This is a genomic window from Bremerella cremea (assembly GCF_003335505.1).
GTDB classification, from domain to species: domain Bacteria; phylum Planctomycetota; class Planctomycetia; order Pirellulales; family Pirellulaceae; genus Bremerella; species Bremerella cremea_A.
Window position 1 is genome coordinate 1 of sequence record NZ_QPEX01000004.1, and the last position, 13,505, is coordinate 13,505.

Here is a 13,505-nt window from a genome sequence, read left to right on the forward strand (position 1 = left end):
GGTCGAAGCAACCCAAGCCGCCTGAGTTTCGCAGGCCCGTTTTCCTAAAGCCATCATCCATCCTTTGCAATGGGAAGGTCTTGCTGGAGAATAGCCGGGAGACGAGGGTTTTTCAACGGGCTGCTAGTGGTTAATCGACGGTATTGGACCTTAAATAGCGGACGAGTTCGATGATGACCACGGCAACTGTCCTCCAAGATTTGGAGATGATCAGACATGCAATACCAATCAAAAGTACTACCCCACATGCCAATTTAATTAACATCGCTTGAAAAAACAGTAACCCTGCCAATCCTGCTATCGATAATGACAAGTACAGCAGAACATCAGTCACCTTAGGTACTATCATCACAGACCCATTATCATCTTTTCAATCATCATTTCTTCACGAATCATTACTATGGTGATATTGTATGGATACATCCATAGGCGACGTTCTTGTTCAAGCAAGCTTGTTGTCTCCAGAAACCACAGCCAGCTCTTGCCATGCGAAAGCCGGTTGGCTAATCCGGAATCGAGGCAACGAAATTGCGGTTCGATTCTTCAAAGTCGCCGTCTCCACACGACTCTACAAAAGTGCGGAGCTTCGCTACATGCTTGTAGTCAAACAGCCTCGCCAGTTCGTCCAATTCGTCCCATATCCCCGAATCGATAAGCTCTAAAAGAACGGCACTGAGAAACTGCTGGTAGGTTGCCCCAAGCGGTTCATCTGATTCGCTTCCGTAGTAGTAGCGAACGAATAACTCACGGTTCGAGTCATAAGCCACGACTGCTTCGAGATTCGTCTCCCAAAGCGGGATATAATCGTGGCACGCAGGAAGCCTTTTGGCCAAATCCGGCAGCAACTCATAGTAACGCTTCACCGGTTCGCAAGTTCCGACCAATGCAATCGGGATGTCTCGGTGGGTGATTCGCTCAAAGACGTGGGGCAATCCCATCCGACTGAGTTCTGCTCGTGCTTCATCTGGATTATTTATCATTTCATGCCTCACCGTGGAGCAAGAGGGTACGACATGTCAAGGTCCATTCGATGCAGCGGGTTTATCGGCTGGAAATAGATGTCGAGTGGAGCCTCGACAGGTCGAATCGTGGTTCGCAGGTGGATCAGTTCGTGTAAGTCCTGTGTCACCGGGAACAACTGCCGGGGGTCGAGTGCATGGAATGAATGGTCGGCCATGTGCCAATTCCAATGATGGATACGCTCAAAGGAATAGCCGGGGAATGCCTCGCCTGCCTGAGCCGCTGATTCCACCCTTCGAGCAAAACTCGCACGAACAGAGTTAAACGTATTTCTCGCTTGTGTAGCGGTCGGAGTCCCTCCAGCTTCAACGACGTTGAGGTATTCCCTCAATGCCCGTCCCGTTCTCCCTGAACCACCATAAAGCTCACGAATTGAGTCTTCCCACATGCGATGCAATCGAGCATCTTCGACAATTGACCTTGCACCGAGACTGCTGGGCGTGATTCCTCTTGGGGCTATTCTAGCAAGCCCAGCTAATTCATCAATCTCATCGACAGAACGGATGACTCGGACAACTGGACCTCCGAAGTTGGGTGCCATTCCCAGGGAAACTGCGTTTACCAGTAGGCTCCCTGCGGTAGCCCACGACTTTCGGACAGTGGCGGGCCAGTTGTTATACGCCGCTAGGGCCGGGGCGTGTTCGGCTTCGTATTGGTCGGGCGACTTGTAGCCCAGCGTCTGGTGAAGTCGCTTGCGATTATAAAACGTTTCAATGTACTCGAACACGCTCAGCCGGGCGTCTGCCAGCGTCTCGTACTCGCGATGCTTCGTCCATTCGTGCTTGAGCGACCAGAAGAATCACTCGGCCACGGCGTTGTCGTAGCAGTTACCGCGACGACTCATCGAGCACGTAATTCCCAGCGTCCGCAGCTTGCGTTGATACGCGTCGCTAGTTTATTGGCCAACGCGATCGCTATGATGCAGAAGCTCGCCACGCAGCGCCCTGGGCAACCTGGCCCCTAGGGAATTCGCTTCATCTGGCCAGACTAGCCTGGCCAGATGAAGATCCTGGATCTTCTCACTTGAGCTGGTACAGAAAAAGGGAGCGGTTCAACCTTTGGTTATCCCCTCTCCATTAGGATTGCCATGCGCTAATCGGCGATAATTGACGCTTGCCAAAGTTAACACCGTCAGGTGTGCCGCCCCAGAAAAGACAACACGGCAGGCCGTGGAAGCCTGCCAAGTTGCAACCCTTCAAACCGGCACAGCCTGCGAAGATCGTGATGCAGAAGCCGAAGGGACTTATGTAGCGACTTCGTGATAGAACCTTGGGTTGTTTGCCAGTTCGGTTACGAATGTAAGAAGGTTTTCGCTGATTACATCACCAAACGGCCAACAAACTTGGCCTTCTCGCATTACGAGATACAGTCGGTCGCCAACCTCAAAGAAAGGCAGTTCTCCATCGTCGAAACCTTCGCTTGGCAAAATGTCCTCGTCTTCGCCAAGGAGCAGTTCGGCGATTTCATCAGGATCAAGAAACCGATTGATGTAGTTGAACCCGGTTCTTGACGTGTCGCTTTGCGAAGCCTTCAAGAATCCGCTTCCAATCTCGCTAAAGAACTCTCGTAGCTGCTCTGGAAAAGGGTTTCCCATTCGACGCTCTGCACTCTCGATGTCTTCGGCGGAAACCGGGAAACGGACGTTGGGAAAATCTGGTTCCCCAGTTCCGTCTCGCATAATGCTTGTCAGAAAATGAAACATGTGATTTCCCTTGGTCAATCAATATTCTCCAGCAGTTGCCGCAGTGGACTTCCAGAACGGTGTATTCCGCCTTGATGCTGTCCCGGAAAACGAGCGGGGTGAATATTCCACCACTCCGCAGGACCACCCAGTTCGTTCTCAATTACGTGGTGGGCGTCGTATGGGTCGCCCTTCAGTCGAGAAAACCCCGGTTTCCCGTTCTTCTTCGGAAGATTCTCAGTGTATCTCGGCCAACTCTGCCCTGTCTGGCGTTCCCATTCAGCGATTAAGTCATCCTTGACGCTGTCGAATTGGCGTCTGTGACGAGCCGTATCAGCCTTTGACAGTTTGCTGTAACGCTGACTCCGAAGGTTATCCTTAAGAAGCTCGACCTGCCTCGAATGTAGCTTGCGACCTGTCTGGACTTCGATGTCTCGCACATAGCTGCGAATTCCCTGAGGGAGCGTTCCACTTGTTGGGGCAAGGCTTTAACTCATGACTTTGGAAACAACCGATTTAAAGAACTCGCTAAACGAATCATGCCGCCTTTCGAAGTCGGTCTCGCCCTCCATATAGTAATAAACGCCCGTTTCGTTCACGAAATAGAATTGATACCCCTGATGCATAACGAAAACAACCGAACCTCTTGGGATCGTAGTCGCATTGCTCTCGCTAATTAACTCATTTGCAGCTTCCAGAAGGTCTGGTAGCTGATTGTAGGTGAAGTCACTACCTCTCATGAAGTCATCGACTCCGTGACCGCAAGTTAGCAAAAACAATTTATAATCGTCTGGCAACGTCGTTTTCAGCGTCTCCTCCAGCATTTCGATTTCCGAAACGGAACAGCCAGTCGCGTTGCGACCGTCGGCAAAACGTGCCAGTATTGATGCAAACTCTTCCATAGTCATAGTCATCAGGAGCCGTCCACAAGAATTAGGTGAATGTTTGGAAACTTCTCACGGAATTGACGAATCACATCCGTGCATGAATCACAAAACGGAAGCTCAGACACCAGCTTGATAGTGCCTGAATCACCTGGTTTCAATTTTCGAGCGAGATTCTCAAGAACGAACACTTCAGCATCGAACGCCCGATCAAAATCATCAATGCCAGTTTTGAAGATCCGGTCCCCAGGCATGATCGCTCCTGGGGTGTTCTTTCCGCTGACACCTACGATCTCGCCGATGCTCTTCCCACCAACATGGCCTTCCGCAAACGCCACGTTTCGATTTTTACCTATGTGTCGAATGGTCGATCGAATTTCAGCGAACCGAGCAGTGTCAGCCACACTGAATGCTCTGTTTGGGGCTATTCTAGCAAGCCCAGCTAATTCATCAATCTCATCGACAGAACGAATGACTCGGACAACTGGACCTCAGAAGTTGGGTGCCATTCCCAGGGAAACTGCGTTTACCAGTAGGCTCCCTCCCGCTAGCGACCTTTCCCACCAATTGGAATCGGGGTGAAATAGAACCCAAAAGTCCATACCTTCTCCGAATCCAGGGATAATGCCTCCCACAATGGTGCCCCCAGTGAGAATCGCGTTCCAACCCCTTTCTTCCGCACCTTGCGATTTGTAGAAATCTTGAAGGGTCAAGAATTCGGCATTGGGAGAAAGTTCCGTTAACGAGCCGGAGTCAAAAGAAAATGGATTTCCTATCGGCGGGTGGCGCTGGCGAATGCAACCGCTCGGTGTGCCACGGTGCCTCTGGCCCGTGTCTTGAATAGTAGAGATATGGTTTGCCAGCAATCAAGAAGCCTGGAGTTCGATTGTCATTTGCTTCTCGGGAATCGTTGCCAACTTCTTCTTCCAGGCTTAAGCTTCTAGGAATCGAAACCGTAGCTAGGCCCGGGCAAGATGCCCGGGGCACCCGGCGTTTTGTAGTAGCAAACCGTTCAGCAAACTCTGGTGCGTCGAGACGCACCCTGCGGGACTTATTCGATCGGGGTTCTTTCTTCTCTTGCTGAAGCGGATGCCTGCTTGGTATTTCGCAGGCTGCTTGAATCTGGCGGCAAAAATGGCTTAGGTCTCTGGTTCGTTTTCCGGGCTCAGAGTACACTACCCCTGCGGGGGTAACGCCGTTTATTGCGGGGTTCGCGGTTAAGAAACTGGGGCGAGCAACGAATAGCGGGTAAGTTCCTTTCGATTATCTAGTGACAAGAAGAGCTGGGAGAATGCCGCGTGGAACAGATGCCTTTTGGAACCAATAGTTTCGCTGAGAATCCAGAGCCACGCGTGCCGTGTGTTTTGATCCTTGACGTGTCCTCCTCGATGATGGGGCAACCGATTCAGGAGCTGAACAACGGGCTCATTGCCTACAAAGATGAGTTGTCGGCGGACAGCCTGGCGTCGAAGCGGGTCGAAGTTTCGGTGATTACGTTTGGCTCGGAAGTGAAGACGGTCTGCGATTTTACGACGGCGGACTACTTCATTCCGCCAACGCTGCGCGCGGAAGGCCTGACCCACATGGGGCAAGCGGTCGATCAAGCCATCGACGCGTTGGAAGCGCGAAAAAGCGAATATCGCGCCAACGGGATCGCCTATTACCGGCCTTGGATGTTTCTGGTTTCCGATGGGGCTCCGAACGATCCGAATTGGGAAGCGGCCGCCGCGCGAGCTGTGGAAGCAGAAAAAGCCAAAGCTTTCAAAATGTTCTGCGTGGGGGTCGAAGGTGCCGATCTGCAAACCCTCGGGAAATTTAGCCAGAGCGATCCGGTCAAGCTCGACGGGCTGCGCTTTCGCGATATGTTTCTCTGGCTGTCCAGCTCGCAGCAATCGGTTTCACGCTCTACGCCTGGCGATTCGGTTCCGCTCGAAGATCCAACCTCAGGCCCCAACGGTTGGGCTTCAATCGACTAGGTGTATGCATGTGGAAAGTCGTGTTCGACAGCGTGATTGGCAAGTCTCACGTAAACTCTGGCCTGCCTTGCCAAGATGCTTGCCGTGTTGTCAATCTAGAATCTGAGCTCGATCGGTTGCTGGTTGCGTGTGTCGCGGACGGAGCAGGCAGTGCTTCGCACTCTGACGAAGGGGCCACGCTTGCCTGCGATACGTTCGTCAAGTTAATGCAGGAAGCGAATCTTGACTTGGCCAATTCAGAAACCGACTGGGGGGCGCTAGTCCAAAGTTGGATAAGCGAAATTCGCGAAAAGCTTGATCAACGCGCGGTTGAGTTGGGCGTTCCGGTGCGGCAACTGGCTTGTACGTTTCTGGCGGCGGTGATCGGCAACGAGAGGGCTCTGTTTCTGCAAATCGGTGATGGAGCGATTGTCAGAAATAGTGCGGATGGCTATAGCACCCTGTTTTGGCCGCAATCGGGCGAGTATGCCAACACCACCAATTTCTTGACCGAAGCCAACTTCAGCGAGCAGCTCGAGTTCAAGCTGCTGGAAGAACGCGTTGATGAAGTGGCGTTGTTCACCGACGGTTTAGAGCGTTTGGTCCTGAAGTTCGAGGATCAATCGGTGCATGCCCCGTTCCTGACTCCCTTCTTCGCCTCGCTTCGCCAGACCGAGAATCCGGATCAGTTCTTCGAGCCGTTACGCGACTTCCTTGGCTCTGAGGCGATCAACGAGCGGACCGATGATGACAAGACGCTGATCTTGGCGACTCGATTGGAGTAGCTTTCGCGCCATGACCTATGTCGATGTCTACGGGAAGCCCGTCCGACTTGGGCGAAAGTTGGGAACCGGCGGCGAAGGCTCTGTCTTTGAAATCGAAGGGCAACACGCTTACGTTGCCAAGATCTATCACCAGCCTGCCGCAGCGGACAAGGCCGTTAAATTAGACCTGATGGTGAAGCACGCGCCAGCGCAAGTCGCTTCGTTTGCCGCGTGGCCGCAAACCACCTTGCACCGTCAACCAGGCGGCCCCACGGTAGGCTTGGTGTTGCCTCGGATTGATAACGCGTACGAGATTCACGAGCTGTATAGCCCGGCGCATCGCAAGAGCAAATTTCCTAATGCCGATTGGCGTTTCCTCATTCGCGTCGCCCTGAACTGTTCGGTCGCGTTTGAAGCCCTGCATGAAGCTGGCATTGTGGTGGGAGATGTCAATCAAGGGAACTTGTTCGTCACCTCCAATGCGCTGGTTCGCCTGATCGATTGCGATTCGTTTCAGTTTAGCGCGCAAGACCAACTGTTTCTTTGTCCGGTGGGGGTCGGGCATTTTGTGCCGCCAGAGCTTCAATCGTTGAATCTTTCGAGCGTGACGCGGACGACCAATCACGATAACTTTGGCCTGGCGGTGATGCTTTTTCATCTGCTGTTCATGGGACGGCATCCTTTCTCGGGGCGTTATTCCGGCCAGGGAGACATGCCGATTGAACAAGCGATTAGCGAATTCCGGTTTGCCTATGGAACCAATGCGGCTCGCTTCCAAATGGCTCCGCCCCCTAACACGATAACCTTGGCACAAGTTCCGCGACAAATTGCCCTTCTTTTTGAAAGAGCGTTCGTCAACGGTTCCGAAAATCCGCAGGCCCGGCCCACGGCAGCGGAATGGTCGCAAGGCTTGAAACGGCTGGAAGACAACATCGCGGCCTGTCCCACCGACCCGGGGCATTACTACTCGAACCATCTAACCCTTTGTCCCTGGTGCAAGATTGTGGACAACGGGGGGCCGAATCTTTTCATTTCGGTCTCGATCGGCTCGATCATTGGGCGCAGCTCGCATTTCGACATGGATCGAAGCTGGGAGCGCATCACGGAAGTCGCGCGGCCGGAGCAATACTTTCCCTTAAGAATTCCTCCGCCGACGCAGAAGATTGTTCCCCGAAAAGTTGAGCAAGAGAAAGATCCCAATCGCCTTATCCGTTCTGGCCTAGGCTGGCTGGCCCTGATTTGTTTGGTCATTTCACCGGCAGGCTTGTTCAATTATTTAATTGCGATTTTCACCCTGCCCCTGTTCGCCATTTATGGGGCCTGGTGGGGCTACCTGACCGCCAAGTCACCCCGGTTCAAAATTAGAAAAGCCCGCTACCAAGCGCTCGAGCACGCCCGGCACGAGAGAGATCGCTTGTTGCTAGATCGCCAGGACCAAATCGACCAGGCCACCGAGGCGTTCGACGACGCCTTCGATGTGCTCCGACAGGTGAAAGCGAGATATGCGAACTTAGAAGCGCAGCGAATCCAGGAATTAAATCAGCTACAGCAGGAAGCCAAGCAGCGGCAATTAGACGACTATTTGCAAAATTGTTTTCTCAGTGCTGCGCGAATACCGGGTATCGGCCCAGGCCGCTTAGCCGCGCTCGAATCGTATGGCGTTGATTCAGCATTCGAGATTCAAAAAGACCTCCTGCAATTGGTCCCCGGTATTGGGCCAGACCTAACCAATCGCTTACTGGCCTGGAGGTCACAGAAAATTAGGGAGTTCCGCTACTCAGCAGCCCGCGGCGTCCCCCGAGCAATCCTCGACCACGTCGAACTGAAGCACGCCCAAGCAAGGCTACAGCTCGAACAGCAAATCAAACACGGCCCCGCCAAACTAAACAAGATCCGGCAAGAGACCTCCGCAGTCATTACCCGAATCGACGCAGCCATCGCCCGCGCCACCCTAGAAGTAAAGCAGCGCGAAGCCGATTGGAAAGAATGCCAATTACCCTACGCAAAATGGATGCGAAGCCACACCAAATGAAACCACGAACTGCGATAACCCCGGGTGCCCGGCGAGAAGGACCAACCTGAATGTAAGTCCCATGCTCACGCGGACGTGAGCATGGCACCCGGCCCGTGCCATTCACCCCCGTCCCCTTTTCCTCCGCCGGCCAAATTGGCTGCACTTGTCCGAGATACAGAAAGACAATTCATGATCAGCCGCACACGTAATTCACACTGCTGGGAGCAGCAGTGGCACACCATGGCAGGTGGAACAATGTGGATAACTTATACACTGCAAACCAGCCTTCTTATTTTCCGCGGCGTAACTCCTCTCGTTTGTGAATCTCTTCCATTGCTTCGTCGGCATCAATACAACGAGTCCCCTTGAATGGCAAACCCAGGTCAAACTCCGCCCTCACGTAACCCTTTAGTGGCATGTCATAAAAGTCGCTATCCGATACCCAGCCAGCATCGCAATCGATATGTGTAAACATGAAGCGCATTATAGCAGCACTCATGATGTCACTATCGATCAGGCCACGAACAGCAGTCTCTTGTCCATCGCCTAATACACTTCCAAGGGAAACAATGGTTTTATGTGTTCTACATATCAGTATAATATCCATTGTCGAATAGTCCTAATTGTATGTTTCCGGATGTTAAGGCCAAATCTGGTTAGCAAGTGGATCTACAATACATATTCGAAGTTTTTCTCCGAATCCTGATAGATAAAGTTTTTCCGCTTTTTCTGCAAGCTCTTTCATTCTCTGCCGAGCGCGGGATTTTGGGCGTGCTCTTCTACGACCTGAATGAATACGTCGCGGAGGGCAATCTGCGTCTTTTCAATATCCGACATTCCACGTCCAATTTGATCTGCTTCATCCATGAGCTTCGACCAGAAGTTTGATAATTGTCCTTTGAAGACACTGACCTCTCGTTCAATAAGCTTGCCATCGACGGTCTTTGCCAGGGTGCCATGTTCACGTCTTCGTGAGCATGCTGCGGGATCATGCCGAGTCTTTTTCGACACTGCCTTACGCCTGGCGAGAAGGACAAACCTGAATGTAAGTCACATGCTCACGCGGACGTGAGCATGGCACCCTGGCAAGGTCAGGCCATTGTCAGTAAATGAAGTCCACGGCGTAGTCCTTCCAAGTAAGCGCATTGAGACTCTCGACATTCTCCAGCGAAAGCAAGGGCCACTCTTTTTCCTGAAGCCACGTGACGACAAGATGACTTCCATCAGAAGTCTCGCTTTTCTTCGACAAGCTTCTACAGACAGCGTGAACTGTAACTTTGGGAAGCGGCGTTGCCAAATCTGATTCGTAAGAGGAGAAGAAAAGGTGTCAGGACTCTTTTTTTTCTCCGCTCGACCCGTGACATACCACTCAAATGGGTAGAACAATGCGGGCCGACTTCAGTTACGATGCGGAAGATGCGTACCAGTTCACCTCCATCAGCGTACCCGTCCGGTCAACCGCATCTTCCCACCCATGGTAGCCTGATTTCATCGACAGGTGTTTCATGTTTGAGCGTGGAGGAGTGGACGATGGCGAAGGGGCCGCGGCGGGATTTATCTAAGGAGCGGGGTTGGCGGGAGGTGATTTCCGGCCAGGCGAAGAGCGGGCTTTCGGTGCGGGCGTTTTGTTTGCAGCGGGGTGTTTCGGAAGCTTCGTTTTATGCTTGGCGGCGGGAGTTGGCTCGGCGGGATGACGTGGCGGGCGAAGCGTCGCCGCGAGCTGATCGACCCAGCCGTGCATGGCAGCAAGAAACTGGCCTGTGTCGAGCCGGGCAAACACGCGGCCGAACGTGTCATGGCTGGGAACGCCATGCTCCAACTTGACGTATCGCCGGAACCAATCCCGCTTCGCGTTGGCGAATCGCTCGACATCGGCCCAACTGTTGGCTCCGCAAATCGTGGCCGTGAGAGCCAGAAAAATCATTTCGAGCAGGTCATGGTTCTTGCCCCGATCAGCTCGCGGATCGGTAACCTTTACAAACTGTTTGTAAATCAGAGCAGCAGGCCCAGACATCGTTCCCTCACCATGCCAGCAAAAACAGCCGTCACCCATCGACGGCTTGACGAATCGGAGAACAGGGCAATCTTTGAACCGAAACGACTGCAACGTGCGATTGCCCTGGGGGCATGGGCAGGGCGATTGCGCCATGATGGGTGATCTGCGGCACTTTGACAATGGCAATCAGGCGTTTCTGTGAAAGAGGAAGTTGCGGCCTGATGCGGTTTTGCTGGGATGCGTTTCATGTCGTCACGTTCGCCGATTTCCATTGTAGAGTGCTTCGCCGATTTGACCGAACCACGGACGCGTAAGGTGACGTATCCGCTGGTCAATATTGTGACGATGTCCCAGTGTGTCTGGCTTGGTGTCGCGGGACCTGGCCTCGATTTGTTGACCATTAAGCCGCGAAATGATGCAATGGGTGAAACAGAACTTAAGAACAGGAAAGACGACGTTGGAAGTGGAGGCACATTGCACGACGTTTGTCCTGGCCTTCGTCTTCTTCACGCAAATCGAAGTATTCCTATGAGACATTCAAATTGCCTGTTTTGGGGTGTGGTCGCCATTGGGATTGGATGCATGATTCCTAGCCAAGCCAAGTCCGACATGCCTCCCCAGGAGGAATCTCGCCCAGTTGCTTTAAAGCCGGCCCCTGACTCTGAGAAGGAGGTGGAATGTCGCGTCCTCGACATGAGCACCGGGAAAATAACGACCGTGAACGGACGTCAAGTCGTGTACATGTCGGGAAAAATCGTTCGCCCAGACACCACGCCCCATAACTATCCAATTCCAGTGAGCGTCTTTTCTTATGAAGGCACTCACTGGATTGGCATGACTGGCGACCTGTACATCTATCGCAAGGGCGACTTCATCGGCATGGCAATGATTGGTGGAGGGATCTCTTGGCTTGACAACCTTGCGAGCAATCGTCCGAACGGCACGCTTAAAGATGATATCGCGGCGTTTCAGAGGGATGTGCCGATAGGGCGACTTTTCCACGTGTTTCTGCGTAAGTGGGGACGTGATTCCGCTCCGGAGGAGCCCAATTGCCGAACGAATTTCAGCGATGTCATTCCCGATCCGTATCTCTATTATCTGTTATCAAATCCTCCCGGAAGTGCGACAATTGCGACGGCCAAGTTCGTGTCCGCCGCTGTTGATGGTAAATTGCTAAAAGTTACGGTTTCCGACCAAACCGCTGTGATGTCTCCTAGCCTCTGGATTGACCTGGACACCAAAAAAGCAGTCAAAGCCGAGAATTACGAGTATGACCCCGATGCCAAGGATCGGGAGATAAAGAAACAAGCGTTGAAAAGTATTGGAATCGAGAATTGATCGTTATTGATTTCTGCGCCACCAATCGAATGGGGGCGACCAACGGAAGCCCCAGGGATAAAAGGGGCCAGGACTGAATCGAACGAGCTTAAGTTCTAACTCATTGTCGCCTCCCCGCTTCTGATCAACTTCCGGGCTGACTGCAGGAGCTTGTACGGTTTCAGGCGGCGTTTGATCTGGCGGGGTTCTTTGCGATTGGCACGACCAGAGCCAAGCAAACCGGTTTAGCGACCGCCTATCCCAGCGAAAACAAGCTGGTGCCCGGCTTCTGATTTCGCATAAAATGCAAGCTGCAACGCTGAACCCTGAGTAAGAAGTTGCCTGCCGGTGGTGGGACTTCGTGCGGGCCGACGTGTAAGAGCATCGCTACCAGCTCTGCGCGTGTCGTGAAGAGTTAACGCTTTATAGGTTACAACAAAGGAGTGTAAATCGTGTTAGCAAGGACGTTGATCTTGTTGTCGGTGTTCGCTCTGATGACGCTCGGTTGTCAGGCCTCGCGAGAGTCCGAAGTGCCCAGCGCCGAAAGCGTAAAAATAGAAGATCTCTTTTCGCTTTCGGTGTCGCTGCCGGATGCGATTCTGCAAGGCGGGCCATGTGTGGCAACGGTGACGGTTACCAACGTTTCGCCAGGAAAGGCGAGTATCGCGTATGCGGCGGACGGCAAGGACATCGGCATCACCCTTACCGATGCCCGAAAGGCCCGCGTCTCTCCTAATGATCGCGGCAAGGAGCTTCTCCTGCCATCAGGCGGTATCGATGGCTCTGCAGGAATCAAGTCGCTTCAGCCGGGCGAGAGCTATGCCTGGAAGATCGATGTGGCGGAGTGCTTTGATTTAGCCCCTGGCAAATACCACGCCGATTTTTCCTGCTTGCTGCAAAACTCTTTCCAGCAAACCAGCTTTGCGGTGCTGCCCATCGGTGGTTAGTGCCATCCTCCTCATTTCGTAAACCCAAAAGGAGTCAAGATATGCAGCTAATGCTCTATGCGGTTGCCGCCCTCACACTTCTTGGGTCGCCGTTAAGCCTTCCCAAAAGTGCTTTATGGACTTCAATAATCCAAATTTTTAACGAGAAAGGAGAAATGGAATCGGGAATTCTTAAGCCGAAAGATATCTACTCCTTTTCGGTCTCAGTGCCTGAGAAAGCCAAGGTGGGTGAACCCTGTATCGCAACCGTTACGATCACCAACATTTGGTCTCAAAATGCCAAGATTCCGTTCCATTCCCTTGGGCCTAATCTAGGTGCATCTATCCTTGATGCAAAACAGAATTCAGTTCCTCGCACTGAAAAAGCCAGGCGCCTTTTGCTGCCAGAAAATGGATGGGACTATTCTCTTGGTTTAAAGGAGTTGTCCCCTGGTCAAAAGCTTGTTTGGCAAGTTGATCTCGCTGAATGTTTTGAATTGAGCCCTGGGCGGCATACAGCTGATTTCACCCATTTGCTTTTTATTGGATCGGACCGTCCAATTAAATTCGAGATCATAAACAGTAAATAGCTTTGGAACAGAAGACAAAAAATCGGCCCATCCGGCTTTCATGTGGGCGGTGAAAATCTGGATAGAAAAACGCCTTGGACCAACGAGCTCGCTCTTCTTGAATGGACACGTTGTTCTGCGCTGCTCGGCAGCCGCTTGCCCCTTAGGTTGATTGAATCACCACACGACGTTACGGTTATTCAGCAATTCCTTAATGGCGAGTTTCGATTCGTCGGAGACCTCACTGTGGTAGGTAGTGTCCGTCAAGTTGCGCACAATTGATTTTCAGCCTGACTCTGGAATCTTTTTTGCCGCGCGCGGCAAAAAAGATTTTACGTTAAAGCTTCTCCTGCCTCCTGCGGTTCGTTGAGTCGGTCCA

At 52.5% G+C, this 13,505-nt stretch carries 15 protein-coding genes and 1 pseudogene; 8 read left to right on the forward strand and 8 right to left on the reverse strand.

Going from position 1 to position 13,505, the window contains the following annotated elements; genetic code table 11:
• Positions 1–503: 503 nt before the first annotated feature.
• Both DTL42_RS00435 and DTL42_RS27020 read right to left on the reverse strand, forming a co-directional pair.
• Positions 504–980, reverse strand: coding sequence for a hypothetical protein (locus DTL42_RS00435; protein WP_147274106.1), 477 nt, complete (start codon positions 978–980; stop codon positions 504–506).
• Between the two features lie 8 nt (positions 981–988).
• Positions 989–1,768, reverse strand: a complete 780-nt coding sequence (locus DTL42_RS27020; RefSeq protein WP_425305507.1) for an IS3 family transposase — start codon at positions 1,766–1,768, stop codon at positions 989–991.
• Between DTL42_RS27020 and DTL42_RS26645 the strand changes: the two genes are divergently transcribed.
• Positions 1,658–1,984, forward strand: coding sequence for a hypothetical protein (locus DTL42_RS26645; RefSeq protein WP_234824020.1), 327 nt, complete (start codon positions 1,658–1,660; stop codon positions 1,982–1,984). The two genes, DTL42_RS27020 and DTL42_RS26645, sit on opposite strands and share 111 nt — an antisense overlap.
• Before the next feature lie 279 nt (positions 1,985–2,263).
• On the opposite strand, the gene DTL42_RS00445 is transcribed toward DTL42_RS26645, so the two are convergent.
• From DTL42_RS00445 to DTL42_RS00460, 3 genes are all read right to left on the reverse strand, one after another.
• Entirely contained in the window at positions 2,264–2,722 is a 459-nt protein-coding gene (locus DTL42_RS00445) for an SMI1/KNR4 family protein (RefSeq protein ID WP_114366707.1), read from the reverse strand.
• A 467-nt stretch (positions 2,723–3,189) separates the two neighbouring features.
• Positions 3,190–3,615, reverse strand: a complete 426-nt coding sequence (locus tag DTL42_RS00455) for an SMI1/KNR4 family protein (RefSeq protein ID WP_114366709.1) — start codon at positions 3,613–3,615, stop codon at positions 3,190–3,192.
• Entirely contained in the window at positions 3,615–3,989 is a 375-nt protein-coding gene (locus DTL42_RS00460) for a deaminase domain-containing protein (RefSeq protein ID WP_147274107.1), read from the reverse strand. Before DTL42_RS00460 ends, DTL42_RS00455 begins: the two co-directional genes overlap by 1 nt.
• A gap of 903 nt (positions 3,990–4,892) precedes the next feature.
• Here DTL42_RS00460 and DTL42_RS00465 point away from each other — a divergent pair.
• The 3 genes from DTL42_RS00465 to DTL42_RS00475 are packed head-to-tail and all read left to right on the forward strand — an operon-like array spanning position 4,893 to position 8,336.
• Positions 4,893–5,561 carry a vWA domain-containing protein gene (locus DTL42_RS00465; protein WP_114366717.1) on the forward strand — a complete coding sequence of 223 codons (669 nt, stop codon included), beginning with the start codon at positions 4,893–4,895 and terminating at the stop codon, positions 5,559–5,561.
• An 8-nt stretch (positions 5,562–5,569) separates the two neighbouring features.
• Complete coding sequence (locus DTL42_RS00470; RefSeq protein WP_114366711.1) at positions 5,570–6,325, forward strand: PP2C family serine/threonine-protein phosphatase; 756 nt, start codon at positions 5,570–5,572, stop codon at positions 6,323–6,325.
• Between the two features lie 10 nt (positions 6,326–6,335).
• Positions 6,336–8,336: a helix-hairpin-helix domain-containing protein gene (locus DTL42_RS00475; RefSeq protein WP_114366712.1), complete on the forward strand. Its 2,001-nt coding sequence runs from the start codon at positions 6,336–6,338 to the stop codon at positions 8,334–8,336.
• A 271-nt stretch (positions 8,337–8,607) separates the two neighbouring features.
• Here the strand turns inward: DTL42_RS00475 and DTL42_RS00480 are convergent, their stop codons facing one another.
• Positions 8,608–8,925, reverse strand: a complete 318-nt coding sequence (locus DTL42_RS00480; RefSeq protein WP_114366713.1) for a hypothetical protein — start codon at positions 8,923–8,925, stop codon at positions 8,608–8,610.
• Positions 8,926–9,059: 134 nt separating this feature from the next.
• On the reverse strand, positions 9,060–9,329 hold the full coding sequence (locus DTL42_RS25920; RefSeq protein WP_147274108.1) for a hypothetical protein: 270 nt from the start codon (positions 9,327–9,329) through the stop codon (positions 9,060–9,062).
• A gap of 519 nt (positions 9,330–9,848) precedes the next feature.
• Between DTL42_RS25920 and tnpA the strand changes: the two genes are divergently transcribed.
• A complete protein-coding gene (gene tnpA / locus DTL42_RS27025; protein WP_425305508.1) occupies positions 9,849–10,142 on the forward strand; it encodes an IS66 family insertion sequence element accessory protein TnpA in 294 nt (97 codons plus the stop codon).
• Here the strand turns inward: tnpA and DTL42_RS27030 are convergent.
• Positions 10,039–10,467: pseudogene (locus DTL42_RS27030) on the reverse strand (ISAs1 family transposase); the annotation flags it as partial. The gene tnpA and the pseudogene DTL42_RS27030 sit on opposite strands and share 104 nt — an antisense overlap.
• Before the next feature lie 93 nt (positions 10,468–10,560).
• Here DTL42_RS27030 and DTL42_RS27035 point away from each other — a divergent pair.
• The 3 genes from DTL42_RS27035 to DTL42_RS00500 all read left to right on the forward strand — a co-directional run bounded on the left by DTL42_RS27035 (position 10,561) and on the right by DTL42_RS00500 (position 13,147).
• The gene (locus DTL42_RS27035) at positions 10,561–11,652 is read left to right on the forward strand and encodes a hypothetical protein (RefSeq protein ID WP_425305506.1); all 1,092 of its coding nucleotides are present in this window, start codon (positions 10,561–10,563) and stop codon (positions 11,650–11,652) included.
• Between the two features lie 431 nt (positions 11,653–12,083).
• On the forward strand, positions 12,084–12,578 hold the full coding sequence (locus tag DTL42_RS00495) for a hypothetical protein (RefSeq protein WP_114366715.1): 495 nt from the start codon (positions 12,084–12,086) through the stop codon (positions 12,576–12,578).
• A gap of 41 nt (positions 12,579–12,619) precedes the next feature.
• Positions 12,620–13,147, forward strand: coding sequence for a hypothetical protein (locus DTL42_RS00500; protein WP_114366716.1), 528 nt, complete (start codon positions 12,620–12,622; stop codon positions 13,145–13,147).
• Positions 13,148–13,505: the final 358 nt, after the last annotated feature.